Origin of the sequence: Rheinheimera mesophila (assembly GCF_000986865.1) — a bacterium.
GTDB classification, from domain to species: domain Bacteria; phylum Pseudomonadota; class Gammaproteobacteria; order Enterobacterales; family Alteromonadaceae; genus Pararheinheimera; species Pararheinheimera mesophila.
Genome location: NZ_LAVS01000086.1, coordinates 108,521 through 127,760, shown reverse-complemented (window position 1 = coordinate 127,760; position 19,240 = coordinate 108,521). Strand labels below are relative to the sequence as shown.

At 49.0% G+C, this 19,240-nt stretch carries 18 protein-coding genes; 12 read left to right on the top strand and 6 right to left on the bottom strand.

Going from position 1 to position 19,240, the window contains the following annotated elements:
- The first annotated feature begins 50 nt into the window (after positions 1-50).
- Positions 51-953 carry a LysR family transcriptional regulator gene (locus SD53_RS13295; RefSeq protein WP_046520673.1) on the top strand — a complete coding sequence of 301 codons (903 nt, stop codon included), beginning with the start codon at positions 51-53 and terminating at the stop codon, positions 951-953.
- Here SD53_RS13295 and SD53_RS13290 read toward each other — a convergent pair.
- Positions 931-1,848 carry a sensor histidine kinase gene (locus SD53_RS13290; protein WP_052749377.1) on the bottom strand — a complete coding sequence of 306 codons (918 nt, stop codon included), beginning with the start codon at positions 1,846-1,848 and terminating at the stop codon, positions 931-933. The two genes, SD53_RS13295 and SD53_RS13290, sit on opposite strands and share 23 nt — an antisense overlap.
- A 153-nt stretch (positions 1,849-2,001) precedes the next feature.
- Here SD53_RS13290 and SD53_RS13285 point away from each other — a divergent pair, with 153 nt between their 5' ends.
- A complete protein-coding gene (locus SD53_RS13285) occupies positions 2,002-3,099 on the top strand; it encodes an MBL fold metallo-hydrolase (RefSeq protein WP_046520672.1) in 1,098 nt (365 codons plus the stop codon).
- Between the two features lie 10 nt (positions 3,100-3,109).
- Here SD53_RS13285 and SD53_RS13280 read toward each other — a convergent pair whose 3' ends face one another.
- Genes SD53_RS13280 through SD53_RS13275 form a run of 3 tightly spaced genes read right to left on the bottom strand, consistent with a single transcriptional unit; the run spans position 3,110 to position 5,059 of the window.
- Positions 3,110-3,388, bottom strand: a complete 279-nt coding sequence (locus SD53_RS13280; RefSeq protein ID WP_046520671.1) for a superinfection immunity protein — start codon at positions 3,386-3,388, stop codon at positions 3,110-3,112.
- 3 nt (positions 3,389-3,391) lie between these two features.
- Positions 3,392-3,535: a hypothetical protein gene (locus SD53_RS18675; protein WP_157850021.1), complete on the bottom strand. Its 144-nt coding sequence runs from the start codon at positions 3,533-3,535 to the stop codon at positions 3,392-3,394.
- Between the two features lie 51 nt (positions 3,536-3,586).
- Complete coding sequence (locus SD53_RS13275) at positions 3,587-5,059, bottom strand: amidohydrolase family protein (RefSeq protein ID WP_052749376.1); 1,473 nt, start codon at positions 5,057-5,059, stop codon at positions 3,587-3,589.
- Between the two features lie 196 nt (positions 5,060-5,255).
- On the opposite strand from SD53_RS13275, the gene SD53_RS13270 reads away from it, so the two are divergent.
- The 4 genes from SD53_RS13270 (at position 5,256) to SD53_RS13255 (ending at position 8,346) form a co-directional block, all read left to right on the top strand.
- Entirely contained in the window at positions 5,256-5,780 is a 525-nt protein-coding gene (locus SD53_RS13270) for an RNA polymerase sigma factor (RefSeq protein ID WP_241481802.1), read from the top strand.
- Positions 5,770-6,369, top strand: coding sequence for a hypothetical protein (locus SD53_RS13265; RefSeq protein ID WP_046520669.1), 600 nt, complete (start codon positions 5,770-5,772; stop codon positions 6,367-6,369). The genes SD53_RS13270 and SD53_RS13265 overlap by 11 nt, the downstream gene beginning before the upstream one ends.
- A 93-nt stretch (positions 6,370-6,462) precedes the next feature.
- On the top strand, positions 6,463-6,864 hold the full coding sequence (locus SD53_RS13260; protein ID WP_046520668.1) for a hypothetical protein: 402 nt from the start codon (positions 6,463-6,465) through the stop codon (positions 6,862-6,864).
- 222 nt (positions 6,865-7,086) lie between these two features.
- Positions 7,087-8,346, top strand: a complete 1,260-nt coding sequence (locus SD53_RS13255; RefSeq protein WP_046520816.1) for a multidrug effflux MFS transporter — start codon at positions 7,087-7,089, stop codon at positions 8,344-8,346.
- 93 nt (positions 8,347-8,439) lie between these two features.
- Here SD53_RS13255 and SD53_RS13250 read toward each other — a convergent pair whose 3' ends face one another.
- Positions 8,440-9,273 carry an AraC family transcriptional regulator gene (locus SD53_RS13250; RefSeq protein WP_046520667.1) on the bottom strand — a complete coding sequence of 278 codons (834 nt, stop codon included), beginning with the start codon at positions 9,271-9,273 and terminating at the stop codon, positions 8,440-8,442.
- A 221-nt stretch (positions 9,274-9,494) separates the two neighbouring features.
- On the opposite strand from SD53_RS13250, the gene SD53_RS13245 reads away from it, so the two are divergent.
- From SD53_RS13245 to SD53_RS13220, 6 genes are all read left to right on the top strand, one after another.
- The gene (locus SD53_RS13245) at positions 9,495-10,286 is read left to right on the top strand and encodes an alpha/beta fold hydrolase (RefSeq protein WP_046520666.1); all 792 of its coding nucleotides are present in this window, start codon (positions 9,495-9,497) and stop codon (positions 10,284-10,286) included.
- A gap of 421 nt (positions 10,287-10,707) precedes the next feature.
- Positions 10,708-12,240 (top strand): Re/Si-specific NAD(P)(+) transhydrogenase subunit alpha, encoded by a 1,533-nt coding sequence (locus SD53_RS13240; RefSeq protein ID WP_046520665.1) that lies wholly within the window; start codon positions 10,708-10,710, stop codon positions 12,238-12,240.
- Positions 12,241-12,245: 5 nt separating this feature from the next.
- Positions 12,246-13,622, top strand: a complete 1,377-nt coding sequence (gene pntB / locus SD53_RS13235) for a Re/Si-specific NAD(P)(+) transhydrogenase subunit beta (RefSeq protein WP_046520664.1) — start codon at positions 12,246-12,248, stop codon at positions 13,620-13,622.
- 87 nt (positions 13,623-13,709) lie between these two features.
- Positions 13,710-13,889, top strand: a complete 180-nt coding sequence (locus tag SD53_RS13230; protein ID WP_046520663.1) for a DUF6435 family protein — start codon at positions 13,710-13,712, stop codon at positions 13,887-13,889.
- A gap of 166 nt (positions 13,890-14,055) precedes the next feature.
- Positions 14,056-14,313 (top strand): type II toxin-antitoxin system ParD family antitoxin, encoded by a 258-nt coding sequence (locus SD53_RS13225; RefSeq protein ID WP_046520662.1) that lies wholly within the window; start codon positions 14,056-14,058, stop codon positions 14,311-14,313.
- A 448-nt stretch (positions 14,314-14,761) separates the two neighbouring features.
- A complete protein-coding gene (locus SD53_RS13220; RefSeq protein WP_241481801.1) occupies positions 14,762-15,427 on the top strand; it encodes an outer membrane beta-barrel protein in 666 nt (221 codons plus the stop codon).
- 746 nt (positions 15,428-16,173) lie between these two features.
- Here the strand turns inward: SD53_RS13220 and SD53_RS13215 are convergent.
- A complete protein-coding gene (locus SD53_RS13215; RefSeq protein WP_046520660.1) occupies positions 16,174-19,239 on the bottom strand; it encodes an efflux RND transporter permease subunit in 3,066 nt (1,021 codons plus the stop codon).
- Position 19,240: the final 1 nt, after the last annotated feature.

Below are 19,240 nucleotides of genomic sequence, written 5' to 3'. Positions count from 1 at the left end.
TTTTCTTAATCGATGATAATCCCCACAAATAACAAATGAGTTTTGCATAAATGAAAGAATGGCAAGGCATCAGCGAATTTGTGGCTGTCGCAGAACTGGGCAGTTTTTCTAAAGCAGCCAAAGTTTTAGGTATTTCAGTCGCTCAGGTCAGCCGCACTGTGCTGCAATTAGAGCAGCGACTAAACTGCAACTTGGTACTTCGCACTACCCGTCAGGTGCGTTTAACCGAACAAGGCACTTTGTATTACCAACAGTGCCGCGCTTTGGTCAACGGCCTGCAACAAGCCAATCAACTGTTAACCAGTATGCAGCACGAGCCTTCAGGTGCGATCAAAATTACTGCTCCTGTTTATTATGGCGAGCAATTTATTGCGCCTTTGCTGCATGAGTTTTTATTACGCTACCCCAAAGTGCAACTGGATTTGCAACTGACCAACGATCAACTGGATTTAGTACAAGGCGGTTTTGATTGCGCTATCCGCTTAGGTCAACTGACAGATTCCAGCCTGCAGGCCAAAGCTTTAGGTAAACGCACTTTGTATTTATGCGCCAGCCCCGACTATCTGCAAAAGTTTGGCACGCCTGCCACAGTAGCCGAGCTACACCAACACCGCTGTTTAGTGGGCTCTGTCGATTTCTGGCGTTTTGAGCAACAAGGCAAAAAGCTGCAATTTAAACCCCAGCCTTATTTACGCTGCAATAGCGGCGTGGCGCTGACTGACGCAGTACTCAAAGGTTTAGGAATTACCCAACTGCCGGATTATTACCTGCAACCTTATTTGGAGGACGGCCGTTTAGTGGCCCTGCTAGCAGAGCAACAACCGTCCGATGAAGGGATCTGGGCCTTGTATCCACTCAACCGGCATTTACCGGTCAAAGTCCGCTTACTGCTGGATTGGTTGCAGCAGGGTTTGGAAAACAGTCCAAAGGCTATTGCCCAAAACGTATGCTAAAACAACTACCGCCTGGCTCAGCGGGTTTGTATTCCAATTGAGCGTCCTGCGCCTGCAACAAAGCGCGCGATAAAGGCAAGCCTATACCCGAGCCTGTAGCCTTGGTGGTGAAAAACGGAATAAAAATTTGCTCTGCGACATCCGCCGGTATACCAGGTCCGCTGTCGTTGATCTCCAGTTGCCATTGCTGTTGTGTTGTGCGCTCAAGCCTCACGCTAAGCTGTTTCTGAGCACCGTGCTGCATAGCATCCAATGCATTTTGCAGCAGGTTAATCAGCACTTGTTCCGTCAGGGCTTCATCCAGCCATAACAGGGCCTGAGTGGGCAAGTCAGTTTTTAGCTCAACTCCGGACTTACAGAGAGCGTCACGCTGCAAGGCCAGACAATTTTTGACAATTGCCACCAGATTGGTCTGTTGTAAATTCGCTTGTACCGGCTGACTTAGCTGTTTAAAGGACAGGATAAAATCACTCAAGTGCTGGCCACGTCTGTAGATGGTCGTCAGTGCTTCGCTAAGATCAACATGGTCATCCTGACTTAGCACAGTGCCTGCCACAGGCAAAATCTGCTGGCAGCTTTGTGCCAAAGACGCCATAGGGGTCACCGAATTGGCAATTTCGTGCGTCAACACTCTGGTGAGTTGCTGATAAGCCTGCACTTCTTGCTGCAGCAGTGCCTGATTAATACTTTGCAGCGTCACCAGTTTACGTAACTGCCCCTGAATTCGGCTGCAGACAATGCTCAGCGCCAGCCGGTCTGTGAAGCCTTGCTGCTGCCACTGCAACTGGCCCTGATAATGCGTAGTGGTGCTATGCAGTATCAGGGCCAGTTGCGCTAAGTTCGCCCCGTCAAACTTGCCTTGTTGCAGTTGTTGCTGCTGGGCTGACGTAAGCATACGCAGCGCTGCCGGGTTTGCTTGCGGCAGCCGTTACTTTCGCGATTTGCTGGTGCACAGTAGCCGCTTTAGCCTGGCAGGTTGCAGGGCGCAAACCTGCTATGGTATTAAGACAACAATAACGAGTAAACCATTGGTTAATAAGGGCTATTAATGAGACCAAAGCGAGTTCCAAAAGCTATGTTGCTCATCGGTGTGCTGCTGCTTTGCGCCTGCAGCACACCAAATAAGGTTCAGCGTCAGGTCAGCAAAGAGGCAGTACTGCCACAGATCACTCAAGGTGAACATCAGGGTGCCTATCGTAATCTGTATCGCACGCCTTTAGGGCAGCGGCAGTATCCGGCGCACTGTGAGGCAAACTGCTATCCGGCACATAAGGCCGTTGAGTGTAAAACTCCGGGTCAGGATTGCCGCTACACTGCAGCTCAGCAAGCACCTGAGTTAACTACTGGTTTTGCTGTGCAATGGCTGGGTCATGCCAGCTTTGTGATCAATACACCGGATGGCCAGCAACTGCTGTTGGACCCTGTATTTGGCCAGTTTGACTGGCCGGTCCGTTGGGTACAATGGTTTGCCGGCATCATCAAAAGGCCTTACACCCCGACGATCAGCAGTACCACTTTGGCAGAAACAGATGCCGTGTTGTACTCCCATTTGCATTACGACCATTTCAGCCAGCAGAGCATTGAACAAATAGGCAATAAGCCAACTTATTACCTGCCTCTGGGGATGGCGGATTATATGCCAAAGGGTGGATACCACATTATTGAACAGGCCTGGTATAGCCAGAGCCAACAAGGTGAGCTCAGCATCCATCTGGTGCCTGCCCATCATTTTAATAACCGCAGATTGTTCAATGATGACAATAAAGCCCTCTGGGGCGGCTGGTTGTTAAAGCACGGTGAAAACACTTTGTTTTTTGCGGGAGATACCGGCTATTCAGAGCATTTTAAGGATATTCAGCAGAAATACGGGGATATAGACATCTGTCTGTTGCCGATAGCCTCTTATCATCATGAAGAGCATGCTGACTGGTATCGTTATGTGCATACCACACCAGAAGATGCGTTGGTGGCCGCGACAGAACTGGGTTGCAAAGTGATGATCCCCTGGGGCTATGGTAATGGGAGTTGGCAGATGGGAGACATCAGTTCACATTCCCCACTCTTGCGCTTATTGCATATGCAGCGACAACTGAACAGTCAGGTGCCGCTGCTAATTTTAAATGAAGGTGATAGCGTACAGTTATAACAGCCTTGTATCAGACCACTGGCTTTAAGCGCGCCTTTTCAGCCAGTTTATCGCTCAGTTTGCCAGTCACAGCCCAGACGATTAACGCCACCCAGGCTATCCAGGAAAAACCAGCCGGCACATTCAGTAAGGCAATTTTACCGGCATGCTGGCGATTAAAGGCCAATGCCAGCAGGCTGGGTAAAAACCAAATCAGCAGAAAAAGCGTGCCAAACCCTACTAAAAACACCAGATCAGCCTGTTGCCATGCCTGGACAAAGGTATCGAAAAATTGTTGTACAGTTTCCATCTGTTATTCCTCGTTTTTGTTCATATCAAATTTGTTTTGCAGTACAGCGGCCACCAGCCAGAACACCATAAACAGCACCAGAAATTCGGCATCGGTCAATGCGACCTGATTGCTCAGCTCAGACACGCAGTAATTTAAAGCTTCCATCCATCTATCCTCGTTAAGCTTGTAAAATAAATTAGTGTGTAAGGGTTTAAATTAAAGTTTCAGCTTTGACAGAGAACTCAACTGAGCTTTCAGCTCATCCACAGACCAGGCTTTGCCCTGCTGCACTACGGTATGCACAGTGTTCAGCGCGTTCAAATCCTTAAGTGGATTGCCACCCAGCACGATAAAATCAGCGACATAACCTGTTTTCAGTTGACCATGATCAGTCAGCCCCAGATGCTCAGCGCCACCGCTGGTGGCCAGCTTCAACACCTGCCAGTGCGTCAGGCCTGCCTGCTGAGTCAGTAACAATTCGCGCAAATAAAAAGGACCGCTGGCGCTTAAATCTGTGCCTATCGCCAGCGGCACGCCGGCGTCGTAAAGACGTTTAAGCAATTGCTTTACCTTCGGCATTTGACGCTGAGCGGCGGCAAAGTCTTCTTTTGACCAGTCATAACTGAGCGCAGCAAAAAAGGCGCGCCAGCGGCTACGATTTTCAGGGTGAAAGACCCACATATTTTCTTCCGGATATAAGCTGTTCAAGTCACGGCCAAAGTAGAACAACTCATTGGCAACTAAGGTCAGGTCGACTCTGGTTTGTTGACGCGCCAGAGTGCTAAACAGCTTTTGCATTGGCTCACTGTCGTAGTCGACATAGTCGAACCACCGGTACAGATAACGGCTGTCATATGGATTTTTTCGTTCAAGCAAATAGGCCTGTTTTGTATCGCCTGTCAGTAATTCAGCACTGGTTGGCAACGCATGGGTTAGCATGTCGATACCCAGATCCGCTGCATACTGCCAACTGACGCTATCCAGATGAGCCAGAGTTTTCAGGCCAGCCTCTTTGGCTAACCGCACTCCGAGCGCAACCTCGTCTTTGCTCAGCCCGGCGTATAACTTAATGTAGTGAACGCCCAGCTGTTTTTGACGGGCAATCTCAGCGCGCCAGCTTGCTTCGTCTTTTGGATAGACAGAGCCACCTAACACTGGCGTAGGTTCGAAGACAAAACCAGCGTATTTTAACTTGGGGCCAGGCCAGTGGCCTGCTTGTTGCTGCGCGACATATTCAGCGTTAGCTTCTGGCTCTCCTGCCGGGCTAAAGGCTGTGGTCACTCCGGTGGCTAAGGTGCTGATGGCGTGATAGCGCGTCAGCTCGCTATGACCTTTCACACTGATGACAGGTTGACCATCCTGCATCTGTGCCCGATGTGGCCCTGCAGTCAGGTGCAAATGCACATCAATCAGCCCAGGCATCAGATACTGATCGTTGATATCCACCGTTTTGCCGGCTTCAGGTAATTTTGTATTCGCTTGCTGTTGGCCCATTTGTAGAATGCGGCCTTCTTTGACCAGCAGCCAGCCATCCTGCACCAGTTGCTCTGTCGCAGGATTGAGTAAAGTGGCATTGTGATACAACACGCTTGGTGCCTGTTCAACAGGGGCCTGGGCTAACGCTTGTAATGCAGGCCACAGGGCCATCAGACAAAGCGCGACAGATTTTTTTACATGCAGTGTTTTCATGTGAAGACTCCTTAAAACCGAAATAAAGTTGCTGTGTTTGCTTAAGAAGTCGGGACTATTTCGTCAGCCGTTACAGAATTTTTTTTATTTATTTTTGTAACACTTTGGCCACAGGGGCAGACTTCTATCTAACAGAGTGATAACGTTTGCGCGTGCGACAACACATAGCGCTAACGTATTGAACAGGGAGTGTTTTTTGACGCTATCAAACAATAACACTATGCCAGCGGAACAATTTTTACTGCAGTTATGGCAACAAAATCAGGGCGCTATCAGCCGCACTTTGATGGCTTCAGAGGCCGATCCGGCAGCACGACAGGATTTAAAACAGGATATTTATCTGGCATTACACCAGTCGGCTGAACGTATTCAGGCTGCAGAGCTGCCTCGGGCTTATTTGTTTCGCATTGTGCATAACGTGACTGTTGATCACATAGCTCGTGCTAAACGCCAGCAGTGGCAGGAATTAGATGAGGACACCCAGCATCAGCTGTTACAGGATTGTCCGTCGCAAGAGGTTGGAGAACAGCAGCAAAGTCAGCAGCTGTTGCAGGCCGTAAGACAACTCTCCCCTGCCAACCGTCAGGTGATTTTGCTGGCGATGGAAGATTTAGACACCCCTGAGATCGCAGATATTCTGCAACTAACTCAGGGCGCAGTAAGAGTGCGGTTAAATCGCGCCAAAACAGAACTGATGGAGATCATGCACCATGGCAGATAAGTTTGATTTTGCCGCTCTGGCCAAAAGCTGGCAACAACAACCCACAGCAACAGAAGCGCCCCCCACAGCCGCAGATTTAAGCAAAGCCAAACAACGTCAAACTGAACAAAAATACTTGATGTATGGCGAGTGGTTGGGTGCTGTTGTGATGCTTGTTGCCGCCTTCTGGCTCGCCTTTCACATTCCTGACTGGCTGGGCTATCTGTCTGCGTTGTTTCTGATAAGCGGAGCCCTCAGTTCTGCTTATATCGCCTGGACAGTACACAAACCCATACTGGAATATGACAACTGGAGCAGCAGCGGTCTGGTGCAATTTCGGGTCAGGGCTTGCACATTAACTCTGCGCTATTACCTGTATACCCAGCTATCCTGCGCTGCATTGGTGCTATTTGCAGGCTTGTTATGGCTGATGCAGTGGTGGCAGATCGCTCAGATGACCGCTACGCTGCTGGTTTTTTACAGTCTCATAGTCGCCCCGCTTTGTCTGGTTGCCATCTATCGTTTGCAACAAAAGAAAAAGCAAAAAGAGTTAGAGCTGAAACAACTCAGCAGTCTGGCTAAAGATTTTCAGCCGGATGCAGAGTTGTAACACAGCATCCTGCTTACAATTTCAAACATCTGGTTGCTTGGCAAGTTAAGCCTGATCGATTAACTTAACTTTTTTGCAACTTTTGAGGTGATGATGAAAAAGTGGTTGCTGGTAGCACTGTTGTCCAGCAGTGCGCAGGCCTATGAACCGGACCGGGATCAGATATTGCGGTTTGAACCTTCGCCTTTTCAGAATACAGAGCTTAATTGCCAGCGTGATAAAGACGTCGTCCCCAGACGCAGCGACCTGGTATTGGATCACTACGCGCTGCTGGCTGCGGACAACGGTGAACGGGTCGCTACTGTGACAGTGACAAATAGTGCTGGCGGCCAGCGTATGTTTAATCAGGAGCATATAGTGGCCATTATGGCCGATTGCAGCCGGATTTATCCTTTGTCATTCGAGCTGACGCTGGCTGCAGGCCAACAGGAAACCTTTCAAATCTACTTTGGCCGTCGGGCACAACCTGTATTGCAGCTTATCAGCAGTCACTAACCTTTGCCTTATCAACCAAGGCTTGGCAGCAGGCGCCGGATCCGTCCGACGCCTGCTGCGCCTATTGATTAATTTTTCAACCGAACGCCTGCCCTTGTCGATATCCCCTGCTCTCAACCGACTAGCCTCAAATTCATTTACATTTGCCAACACCTTTGGTCCATGAAAAGCGTTACACTAGCCGCGCCTTTTTCGGGCCGTTTTAAACAAGGAATGCTGTTGATGTCTGATTACTCCACCCACGCGCCCACATCGCGTATTTCTACCGGCGAGTTTACCCTGCTGGTGGCGCTTTTAATGTCCATTGTTGCCATCTCTATTGATGCCTTATTGCCAGCGTTGGATGCTATTCGGGCTGATATAGCCATGAGTCACCCGAATCAGGCGCAACTGGTGGTCAGCGCCCTGTTTTTTGGCATGGCGATAGGCCAGCTGATTTGTGGACCATTGTCCGACGCCACAGGCCGGAAAAAAGTATTAAACGGCGGTGTAGCGCTGTTTTTAGTAGGTACTGTGATTTGTTATTTCGCCACTGATATCAACACCTTATTATTGGGTCGTTTTGTGCAGGGTTTAGGCGTGTCAGGTCCTTATGTGTCGGCCATTTCTATAGTGCGGGACAAATACGCCGGCAATGATATGGCTCGTATTATGTCGCTGGTGATGATGATTTTTGTCATGGTGCCGGCTTTGGCGCCCAGCCTGGGTCAGGCGGTGTTATGGATAGGTTCATGGCGTGATATTTTTATTCTTTATGTATTTTATGCGCTGCTGATCGTAGTGTGGATCTTCTGCCGCTTAGAAGAAACCTTACCCAAAGAACATCGTATTGCCATGACTACTCAGGGTTTTGCTGAAGGCTTTAAAGAAGTGATCAGCAATGTTCCGACCCTCTGCTACATGATTTGTATGGGTTTATTTTTTGGCAGCTTTATTGGTTATCTGAATTCGTCACAGCAGATTTTTCAGGACTTATTTAAAACCGGTGAGCTTTTCACTTTGTACTTTGGCTTACTGGCTATTGTGTTTGGTGCCGCCTCGCTGGTGAATTCCCGCCTGGTGCAAAAATGGGGCATGCAGCATTTATCCAACCGCGCTGTCTGGGGCATTATTTTAAGCTCTGCGGTATTTTTAGCGCTGCATTTGGTGATTGAAATTCAGCTCTGGGCTTTTGTGCTCTATGCCTCTGTGCTGTTTTTTTGTTTTGGTCTGGTGTTTGGCAATATCAACGCTATGGCGATGGAACCTATGGGTCATGTGGCGGGTATAGCGGCCGCTATCATCGGCTCAGTGTCATCTATTATGTCGATGAGTATAGGCACTGTGATTGGCCTGCTGTACAACGGCACTTTAATCCCTGTCACTGCAGGCTTTTTGATTTTTGGCAGCATCAGTATGGTCATTCTAACTTTTGCGCAAAAATACAAAGAAAAGTACAAAGAGGAACATCAGCCGATAGCTGCCCCTTCTGAATCCGTCTGAGCCTGTTCTCTGCCTGTATTTGTTGCAAAAAAGCCCATACCAGGGCTTTTTACTCTCTGTTGATCACCGGCAGCAGTATGACTATCAGTGAATTTACTGCTGTAACTGCAGCCATTCTCTTGGGCTGCTGCCGGTTTTTCGTCTGAAGGTACGGGCTAAAGCCGAAGGGCTTTCATAACCCACTTCATCCGCTATCAGCGCTATAGGACGGCCTTCCCGTAATAATTTTTGCGTTAAACTGACCCGCCAGCTGACCAGATAGTCAGCTGGTGTAATACCTACCACTTTATGAAACTTGGCGGCAAAACTGGCTCTGGACATACTGGCAGCGCTGGCCAGCTCTGCGACAGACCAGGCTCTGGCGGGCTGGTCGTGCATTAAAGTCACAGCTTTTGCCAGCCGTAAATCGGCAAGGCCGGCCATCATGCCAGTGGATACACTGCGATTGGCCATCATATAACGCAACAATTGGATCACCACCAGTTCAAACAAACGGTTCAGCACGGCGTTTTTACCACAATGCTGTGCAAAGGCTTCATCAAATAACCAATCCAGATTGCCACTGAGCATAGAAACATCAGCCAGAGGCATCAGTACATAAGCAGGTAAAGCTGTGGTTAACGGATTATCCAAACCACCATCAAACTTTAGCGCAGCCGATACTAATTGCGGATGCTGAGCGCTCTGCCGCCCTGCTGCCGGGCTCAGGCTATGGCAACAAGGCCTTGGGATAAATAACAAACTGGGTTCTGTGATCACTAAGAGCTTTTGCTGCTCCATTTGAAATACCACGTCACCAGAACGCAATAGATGCAGCTTGGCTGTTCTGTCCATGGCATCAAAACCCATTTCGCCTCCAAGAGCCCCACCATAGATAGTGGTGGCATGCATACCAAATTGAGCCAGTAAAGTTGATAAACGGTCCACCCCTATCTCCCTTTTTATAAAACCAAATGATTTAGACGATCTGTTGCATAAATTAGACTATTTGAACCCAAAAAGAAAGTTCCACCCCTTACTATAACCACAGCCGCTCACAAAGGGAAAACAACAGACCCGGCGCGAAGCGAGCGGGAGACCATAGAGGCGGGCGCCGCCAAAACAGCGCAGCCAATTAACTAAGCTTGCAAATTTAAAAGGAAACTAACATGACAAACTTTAAATCAGGTTTATTCACTACAGCTATCGCAACCTTCGGCCTGACCTTTGGCGCTGCCGCTTTTGCCGCCGAAAAACCAACAGTGGTATTGGTACACGGCGCTTTTGCTGAATCCTCCAGCTGGAATGGTGTGGTGGCAGAACTACATGACCAGGGTTACCCGGTTATAGCTCTGGCGAACCCGCTGCGCAGCGTAAAAAGTGATGCAGCTTATCTGTCTGATGTAGTAGCCAACACCAAAGGACCAGTGGTTTTAGTCGGTCACTCGTACGGCGGTTCAGTCATTAGCAACGTCACAGCCGATCAGGCCAAAGTAAAAGCTTTAGTTTACGTCGCAGCTTTTGCTCCTGAACAGGGTGAAAATATTGCCGAATTATCAGGACGTTACCCTGGCGGCACTTTAGGCCCTACTCTGGCTGCTCCTGTGGTATTAAAAGACGGCAACAAAGATTTGTATATTCAGCAGGACAAATTCCATACCCAGTTTGCAGCAGATGTCCCTGCAGCAGAAGCCGCTTTAATGGCTGCCACGCAGCGCCCTGTGACTGAAGCCGCTTTGCATGAAGCTTCAGCAGCACCAGCCTGGAAAAAAATTCCGTCATGGGCGATTTACGGTACAGCGGATAAAAATATCCCGGCGCCAGCAATGAAATTTATGGCTGAGCGTGCTGGTGCCAAAAAGATTGTGGAAATCAAAGGAGCTTCCCATGTGGTGATGACTTCCAAACCAGAGCAGGTTGCCGAACTTATTGTTGAAGCGGCAGAAGCGACTGCACAATAACACTGTTAACAAAGCGACACTACAACAGCCCGGACCTATCACTCAGGGCTGTTGTTCTTACTGACTACTTTGCTGTTCGGCCTGCAGTTAATCTGCGGCAAAACTGTGATTGCCGACTATCCTCTAAGCTATAACTAAAAGGCATTAGTCAATTGGTCTGACCTTGCCCTATAGTCGTTACGTCGATTTTTTCTACAAAAAACAGTAATTTCGGCACTACAAAGACTGGCGCAGCAGCACAACCTGACCGAGCCTGTGCTGACATCATCGCCTTATGTCAGCGCAGTGGTAGTCCCTTCAGGAAGAAGTAAAGTATGCAGCGGTAACCAGCTCAACTGCTATGCCCTTTATCTTGGCAGATAGGGGCTACAGATCCATCTGCTTAGCAGGATCAAATAAAAAAACAGGACAAGAGGTCAGGATGTTTATTGCAATACCCAAAGAAAAACTGCACGACGAAACCCGGGTGGCGGCCACGCCGGCGACAACGGAACAGCTACGCAAATTAGGTTTTACCGTACTGGTCGAAAGTGGCGCAGGCAGCGCCGCAGGTTTTAGCGATGAGGCTTATGCAGAGGCTGGTGCCAGCATAGCTGGGCCAGACCAACTCTGGGCCAGTGAGCTGATTTACAAAGTCAATGCGCCGACGGAGCAGGAAATCAGTTTACTGCAAAAAGGCAGCACCTTAGTCAGTTTTATCTGGCCGGCGCAAAATCCAGAATTAGTAGCCCGCCTTGCAGCACAAGGCGTGAATGTTCTGGCGATGGATATGGTGCCACGTATTTCCCGCGCGCAGTCACTGGATGCCTTGTCCTCCATGTCAAATATTGCCGGTTACCGCGCAGTGATTGAAGCAGCCCATAGTTTTGGCCGTTTTTTAAGTGGTCAAATTACTGCTGCAGGTAAAGTACAACCCGCTAAAGTGCTGGTGATTGGCGCTGGAGTAGCGGGCCTTGCCGCTATTGGTGCAGCCCGCTCTTTAGGCGCTATTGTCAGAGCTTTTGATACCCGCCTTGAAGTGGCGGAGCAAATTGAGTCGTTGGGCGGTGAGTTTTTAAAACTCGAATTTGCTGAAGATGGCTCCTCCTCCAGCGGTTACGCCAAAGTGATGTCCGATGAATTTATTGCCGCAGAAATGGCCTTATTTGCCGCACAGGCCAAAGAGGTCGACATTATCATCACCACGGCGCTGATCCCAGGCCGTCCGGCACCTAAGCTCATCACCAAACAAATGGTGGATTCGATGAAACCAGGCTCAGTCATTGTTGATTTGGCAGCAGCTACAGGCGGTAACTGTGAATACACAGAAGCGGGTAAAATTACCGAAACCGTATCAGGTGTCAAAGTGATAGGCTACACCGATTTACCCGGCCGTTTAGCGGCGCAGTCCTCACAGCTTTATGGCACTAATCTGGTCAATCTGGCCAAGCTCTTGTGCAAAACCAAAGATGGTCAGATGGTACTGGATATGCAGGATGTGATTATCCGTAACATGTCTGTGGTGCATCAGGGCGAAGTCACCTTCCCACCGCCAGCTATCAGTGTGACCGCTGCGACCAAACCTGTGGTGGCTAGTGCTGCACCTGTCGCAAAAACAGAGAAAAAATCCATCAGTGCCAACTGGTTTATAGGCCTAGCGGCTGTGATATTGCTGTGGATAGGCTACTCAGCGCCCAGTGATTTTTTAGCGCACTTTACTGTGTTTTTACTCTCCTGCGTGGTGGGTTATTACCTGGTCTGGAACGTGACTCATGCCTTGCATACGCCTTTGATGTCGGTCACCAATGCGATATCCGGCATTATAGTTTTGGGCGCTTTACTACAAATCAGCAGCGATTCCCTGCTGGTACAGGCGCTGGCTTTTTTCGCCGTACTGATTGCCACCATTAATATTGTAGGTGGCTTTACCGTCACACGGCGTATGCTGAAGATGTTCACCAAAGGCGGGGAGTAACAGCCATGACACAAGGATTAATCACTTCAGCCTATCTGGTAGCGGCAGCTTTTTTTATTGCCAGCTTAGCCGGTTTATCTAAACAGGAAACAGCCCGCCGCGGCAACTGGCTGGGTATTTTGGGCATGACCATAGCCCTGCTCGCCACCATTGCCAGCGTTAGTATGGATGCCATAGTGCCATTAGTGATAGCTCTGGCGATAGGCAGTGCTATAGGCCTTCGATTAGCACTGAAAGTAGAAATGACGCAAATGCCTGAACTGGTTGCCATTTTGCACAGCTTTGTCGGCTTAGCTGCAGTGCTGGTGGGTTACAACAGCTTTTTTGAAACTCACTCAGCCACAGGCGCAGCACTTACTGTGCATTTAACCGAAGTGTTTTTGGGTGTCTTTATAGGTGCAGTGACCTTTTCAGGTTCCATCGTGGCTTTTGCCAAATTACGCGGCATAGCCAGCTCTAAGCCTTTGAGTATTCCGCATAAACACAAACTGAATTTATTGGCGCTCATCGCATCAGCTCTATTGCTGGTTTATTTTGTCGGCTTCGAGGGAGGTGAAACAGCCCTGCTGATCATGACGCTGATAGCTGTGGTGTTTGGCCTGCATCTGGTGGCCTCCATTGGTGGTGCCGATATGCCTGTGGTGGTGTCTATGCTGAACTCTTACTCCGGCTGGGCCGCCGCGGCTGCAGGTTTTATGTTATCGAACGACTTACTGATTATCACCGGTGCTTTGGTGGGTTCGTCCGGTGCTATCTTGTCGTACATTATGTGCAAGGCGATGAATCGCTCTTTTATCTCCGTGATTGCCGGAGGTTTTGGTCAGGCCGATACCCAACAAAGCGCTGAACAAGAACAAGGCGAATACCGCGAAATCAACGCTGAAGATGTGGCCGATTTGCTGCGAAACTCAAGCTCTGTGGTGATCACGCCGGGTTATGGCATGGCGGTGGCTCAGGCGCAGTATCCGGTGGCGGAGATTTGCCAGAAACTAAAAGAGCGTGGCATTAAAGTACGTTTTGGTATTCACCCTGTGGCAGGTCGTATGCCCGGGCATATGAATGTGTTGCTGGCAGAAGCCAAAGTGCCTTATGACATTGTACTGGAGATGGATGAAATTAATGAAGACCTCGCAGACACTGACACTGTGCTGGTAATAGGTGCCAACGATACCGTCAACCCGGCTGCGGCTGAAGATCCAACCAGCCCTATCGCTGGTATGCCAGTGCTGGAAGTCTGGAAAGCACAAAACGTGGTGGTGTTTAAGCGTTCGATGAACACTGGCTACTCGGGTGTAAACAACCCACTGTTTTATAAAGACAATACGCAAATGTGTTTTGGTGATGCCAAAGCCACTGTGGATGCGATTTTAAAAGCTCTGTAGTTTTGAATTGCAGTTTTTAGTGAGCTAACGAACAGGACTGAGCGTAGATACTGCACTCAGTCCTTTTTTATTCAAAGAGCCCAGCCCATGTTTAGTTTCTTTAAACGAGATCCAATCAAAGCCTTACGCCAGCAATACGACGCCAAAGCTGAACAAGCTATGCTCGCCCAGCGAAAAGGTGATATGCGCTTATTTGCCGATTTAACCGCAGAAGCAGAAGAGTTGTGGGCTCAACTCGAAAAGTTGCAGGCTGAAACGACGAAGTAGCACCTGAAGCTTAGAGCGTCTACTGCGCTAAACACCTTACAGCTATGCACCAGCTTGATGTCAGGGAGCAGTGGTAAAATGCCGCAAAGCTCCGACTACACAAATTGACAAACTTTGTAGGCAATCCGAACATGACCTGGATTAAGATGTATCTTTTGAGCTCATAATGCATATCTCCCTGACGCCCGAATTAGAGTCTCGCATTAAATCCAAAGTTGAAAGCGGCTTATACAATAATGCCAGTGAAGTGATCCGCAAAGCATTAGGTTTTATGGACACGTACGAAGACTGGATCCACCAGGTGAAACTTGCGCTGCTGCGCGATCAATTGAAAATTGGCACAGATCAATTGGACAGTGGTGAAGGCATTAGCATTGAGTCACAAGCTATGCTGGATTCATTGTTTGACGTCGTAAAAAGTTGAACACATGGCAGCTTATAAGCTCGTCATTGCGCCTGCAGCTAAAAATGATCTGAAAGACATCTACCGATACGGACTTCAGCAGTGGGGGTAAGCGCAATCCGACGACTACTTATCCGCTATTAAAAATCAACTTTGGTTACTCACAAAACAACCTTTGATTGGCGCCGAACGCGCAGAAATCTTACCTCATATCAGAAGCCATCAAATAGACGGTCTCATACCATCTGTGCTGTCAAATTTAACTCCATAGCGACGCAAAAACAGCCTGTCCTCACACTGTCTTTTGCAAACATCAATCCTCACTTAAAAGCAAAGAACAAGACTAATGCCCCTCAGCTACACTGACATCAGGTCGCCGGACAAGCTGCTATAGTCATTCGAAGCAGAACGTCGATAATTCATAATGCAGGGGTGACACATGTTTCAGTATCACAGAATGATTGTAGGAATGATTGCAGTATCGTTGGCTGGACCAGCGATGGCTCAGGCAGAAGATAGCGGCTTTACCTACCTCGAGGGCGGTATAGTCGGCGGCTTTGTCAATGACATAGAGACATCAGGAGTGGTCACAGGAAACACCCCTTTCGATCTGGAAAGCGATGCGGATGGCGGTGGATTTATTGGCGGGGCCTGGCAGTTCGCAGCACAGATGCATCTGTTTGGTGAGTATGCAGCACTTGGCCAAGAGCTTGAAATACGCAGCGCCACCAGCACTGTATCAGGTGAGTACGATGTTGAACGCTGGCGCATAGGTGTGGGATATCAATACCCTATGTCGGATATGTTGACTTACTTTGGTCGGCTCAGCCTTGACCAGCTCGAGTTCAAGGATGCACGCGCTGCGGGTTTTAATCTGGATATAGACGCTGACGACAGCGGCATAGGTGCGGAGCTTGGTGCTCTCTGGCAAACAACCCCGACTTTGCAGCTTCAGGGTTATGCACGTTACACCTCGGTTGGAGGGATCGCGTCCAGCGGTTCAGATCCCTTTGAATCCGACGTCCTGGTCGGTGTAAACGGACGCTGGTATGTCCTGCCGACCATAGCACTGGTAACAGGTTACGAGTACGGAAAAATCACCACCCTGAACCTGGGGGTACGTTTATCCTTCTGAGCGCTGCTCAATCACCTATGCCAGATAAGGCGCAGATGGAAGCTCTGTCTGCGCTATCGTCAAACTGTGCTTAGGGTCACCGCTGCGTTCAAAGGGCAAGACGCAAGACCTGACACCGTGTGTAGTTGCTGCGTTCAAAGGGCAAGACGCAAGACCTGACACCGTGTGTCACACATTCTTTGATGATTTTTACTCAAACCAAACTAACGCTGATGTACCTCTATTTCAACAGTTTTTTCTGAAATCAGTAAATTTATGGCCGACAAAATCCAGACAAGCAGTACGGTAGTTGTTCTTTAATTAACTCAAGCACAAGCGGCTTCGGTTTAGATATAGCCTTAAAGTAAAAAGTCGGCTTTTTGCTTGAAACTGCGGGGCAGATCTTGCGGTATTCGTTATTTCGGCAATTTGCTCTTTTTGGTAGCACATAATAAAAAAACCATACCAACTACTGGCACCAAATCCCCCATTGGGGCGCGAGCCGGACAAAATTGGGTGGCCAAGGTTTTAAGGCTGGGAGTGTCTGAGTGAGGAGCGGTAGCGACGAGCGAGTTGCCCAGCCGCCTTGGACGCACGATTTTGGGCCGGGCTTTCGCTGCGACCTGGGGTCGCCTTTTCTTTGGATACTTTCTTTTGGCGAAGCAAAAGAAAGTATCTCGCCAGCGGCGAAACGCTTTAAATTTAGTGAGTATTAAAGCAAAAAGCAGGCTGTTTTGGCCTGCTTTTTACTTCCAACTAAAGCACAACTAATTTGCTGTAATCACCTTATTCGCCAGCACTCTGGCTTTGGCCAAAAAGCCGGACCAGCGGATGTTAAAGCGGATTAAGCCCCAGTAAGTTAATGGCACCAGCAATAAACTGGTTAAGGTGGAGAACACCAAACCACCTATGATGGCAATGGCCATAGGCGCATAACTTGGGCCGTCGCCGCCGATGTTGGCGTCACCAAAGGCCAGTGGTAATAAACCTAAAACAGTAGTGGATACCGTCATCAGAATAGGCCGTAACCGTGCTTCACAGGCTTCGATAATCAGTGGCACAAGCTCGGCATCCGGCTGTTCGTTACGCAGTTGATTGATGCGGTCCACCAGCACTATACCGTTGTTTACTACGATGCCCATCAGCACCAGCATGCCTATCATGCCCATAATACCCATCGAAGTGCCGGTGAATAAAAAGGCCCAAAACACGCCAACAAAAGAGAACAATAAGGAGCCAATGACAGCGGTTGGCATAATCAAGGACTCAAACAGAGCCGCCATCACCAGATAAATCATTGCCACCGCCAGCAACATATTGATTTGCATAATGCCCTGCGCCTCATCCTGATACTGGAAGCTGCCTTCAAAGGACCAGGCATAACCTGCCGGTAACTGCAGTTGATTCAATCTTTTCGTCAGCTCCTCACGGGCTTTGTCCATCGTCAGGTCTTTATTCATATTCATACCAATGGCAAGCGTAGTCTGACGGTTAAAGCGGCGGATTTCCGACAACCGGGGCTCTACTTTCAGTTCAGCCACTTGCGCTAAGGTAATGACTACATTGTCTTTTACCAGCACAGGAATAGCCGCCAGTTCAGCCGGTGAATGGCTGACTTTTTCGTCATACAACACCCGAAGCTGTACCTCGCCCTGCTCGTCAGAGCGGAAGGTGCGTAAGTTGGTGCCACGCAAGGCTAAAGTGACAGCTTGCGCCACTTCGCTGGCATCCAGGCCCTGACGTTGTAACTCTTCATTGTTCAGCTGAATTTGCATTTCAAACTGGCCATCGGCAATTTCAGAGCGCACGTCTTCCAGCCCTTTAATTTGCGAAATCACCGGCACAATATCGGCGGCTAATTTAGTCAGCATTTCAGTCGAAGGGCCAGATAAATGCACCTGCATACCACCGCCGTTATCACTCCAGCCAAAACTGGGTTGTGAGCGCACTAGCTGTGGCCAGCCTTTGCGAATAGCTTCCTTAATTTCAGAGACAGGTTTTACCAGTGGATCGTTAAACATAATGATCGACATCGCATGATTGGCGGTGTAATAGCTGTACACAGACTCAATTTCATACTCGTCTTTGTGCTGATATAAGTAGGCTTCCATCCGCTTTACTTCATGCTCTACCTCGGCCAGATTGTAATTGCCCTGCACGTTGTAGTTCAGAAAAGCTCTGTTGCTGTCGCCGTCATCATCGTCACCACCAGACACCTGGCTTAACGGAATAGCAATACTGAACAGCAATAAGAAAGCGATGCCGGTGGCTGCTTTTGGTGATGCCATCACCCAACGTAAACAGCGGCTATAAAACTTATCAACTTTGCTTGGTGCTGCATTGTCTGAGCTGTGGATTTGCTTAATTTTGGTGGTTAAAAAAGGAATTAATGTCAAAGCCATCAGCAAAGACACCCCCAGGGCTATAGTGATAGCTATAGCAACGTGTTCTAAAAACACAGTCACATCCACTTTCTGGCCAATAATATTGGGTAAAAACACAATAGCCGTGGTGGCAGTACCGGCCAGTACCGCCAGACTAACCCGATGCACACCTAACTCTGTCGCTCTTTTGGTATCAGCGTCGGCCGCGCGTTCGCGGAAGATACTTTCAGTTACCACCACAGAGTTATCCACCAGCATACCCACCGCCAGCATCAGCCCCATCATACTCAATATATTTAAGCTGTAACCGAGGAAATACATAGCGCCCAAAGTGATAGCAATAGACACAGGCACAGACAGCACCACCACTAACGTAGTTGGAATATGGCGTAAGAACAAATACAACACACCAAAGGATAATAAAGCGCCCATAGCACCGGAGCCTAGCAGGTTCGACAAAGAATCCGTCACACCTTTGGCGGTATCGTCCATCAGGAATAAATTGATACCGTTAAAGGCCGGATCTTTGCCCGCTGCATCCACCACAGCAATAGCAGCGCGGGATACATCCACCAGATTGGCGTTTGATTCTTTAAATACGTTCATGCCGACCGCATAAGTTTGATGCAAATGCCGGCCCTCAATACGTTTGGGTAGCTCCAGCATCACATCAGCCACTGCGCCTAAAGTTAAACCGGCACGAATGGGCAAAGCGCGGATCTCATCCAGACTGGCAAATTCGCCAACAGGTTTCACCAGAATACTTTCGCTGGGGTTACGCAACTCGCCTGCTGTCATGGCAAAATTGCTGGCCTGCAATAATTGCACTAACTGCACCGGGTCGACCTGCAAATTGCGCATCCGTTGTGGGTCAAGGCGAATCGTTACCTGACGTTTATCCACGCCATACAGCTCGACTTTCGATACACCAGGCACCCGCTCCAGCGGGCGTTTAATCACCCGCTCCAGTAAGTCGTAGGCCATGGCTAAATCGCGTTCACTGGAAATACGCAACTGGAAAATAGGCATATCAGCGGTATTAAACTGATACACCATCACCCGCTCTACATCGCGTGGCAACAGGTGACGCATATTGTCTAAACGCTCGCGCACTTCAATACTTTTGGTATTGATGTCTTCTTCCCAGTTAAATTCCAGCGAAATATCGGCACCGTCTTCTTTAGAAAAACTGCGCATCTTTTTAATGCCGGTTACTGTGGCCAGCGCTTCTTCCACTGGCCGGGTGATCAAACGCTCGGTTTCGCTGGGTGTGGCATTGGGATAAGGCACATGCACATAAATTTCCGGTATATCGATGCCAGGGAATTTCTCCAGTGGCAACATTCTGCTCGCGATTACACCAAACACCAGCAAGGACAAAAACAACATACATAAAGTCACAGGCCGGGTTAAGGCAAAACGGGTGATGGCTAAAGGTTGATGATCCATA

Coding starts and splice junctions, on each gene's coding strand:
- SD53_RS13230 (WP_046520663.1), top strand. CDS start 13,710: ATGTTTAGTTTCTTTAAACGAGATCCAATCAAAGCCTTACGCCAGCAA.
- SD53_RS13295 (WP_046520673.1), top strand. CDS start 51: ATGAAAGAATGGCAAGGCATCAGCGAATTTGTGGCTGTCGCAGAACTG.
- SD53_RS13220 (WP_241481801.1), top strand. CDS start 14,762: ATGATTGCAGTATCGTTGGCTGGACCAGCGATGGCTCAGGCAGAAGAT.
- SD53_RS13260 (WP_046520668.1), top strand. CDS start 6,463: ATGAAAAAGTGGTTGCTGGTAGCACTGTTGTCCAGCAGTGCGCAGGCC.
- SD53_RS18675 (WP_157850021.1), bottom strand. CDS start 3,535: ATGGAAGCTTTAAATTACTGCGTGTCTGAGCTGAGCAATCAGGTCGCA.
- SD53_RS13215 (WP_046520660.1), bottom strand. CDS start 19,239: ATGGATCATCAACCTTTAGCCATCACCCGTTTTGCCTTAACCCGGCCT.
- SD53_RS13225 (WP_046520662.1), top strand. CDS start 14,056: ATGCATATCTCCCTGACGCCCGAATTAGAGTCTCGCATTAAATCCAAA.
- SD53_RS13290 (WP_052749377.1), bottom strand. CDS start 1,848: ATGCTTACGTCAGCCCAGCAGCAACAACTGCAACAAGGCAAGTTTGAC.
- SD53_RS13285 (WP_046520672.1), top strand. CDS start 2,002: ATGAGACCAAAGCGAGTTCCAAAAGCTATGTTGCTCATCGGTGTGCTG.
- SD53_RS13280 (WP_046520671.1), bottom strand. CDS start 3,388: ATGGAAACTGTACAACAATTTTTCGATACCTTTGTCCAGGCATGGCAA.
- SD53_RS13265 (WP_046520669.1), top strand. CDS start 5,770: ATGGCAGATAAGTTTGATTTTGCCGCTCTGGCCAAAAGCTGGCAACAA.
- pntB (WP_046520664.1), top strand. CDS start 12,246: ATGACACAAGGATTAATCACTTCAGCCTATCTGGTAGCGGCAGCTTTT.
- SD53_RS13245 (WP_046520666.1), top strand. CDS start 9,495: ATGACAAACTTTAAATCAGGTTTATTCACTACAGCTATCGCAACCTTC.
- SD53_RS13240 (WP_046520665.1), top strand. CDS start 10,708: ATGTTTATTGCAATACCCAAAGAAAAACTGCACGACGAAACCCGGGTG.
- SD53_RS13275 (WP_052749376.1), bottom strand. CDS start 5,059: ATGAAAACACTGCATGTAAAAAAATCTGTCGCGCTTTGTCTGATGGCC.
- SD53_RS13255 (WP_046520816.1), top strand. CDS start 7,087: ATGTCTGATTACTCCACCCACGCGCCCACATCGCGTATTTCTACCGGC.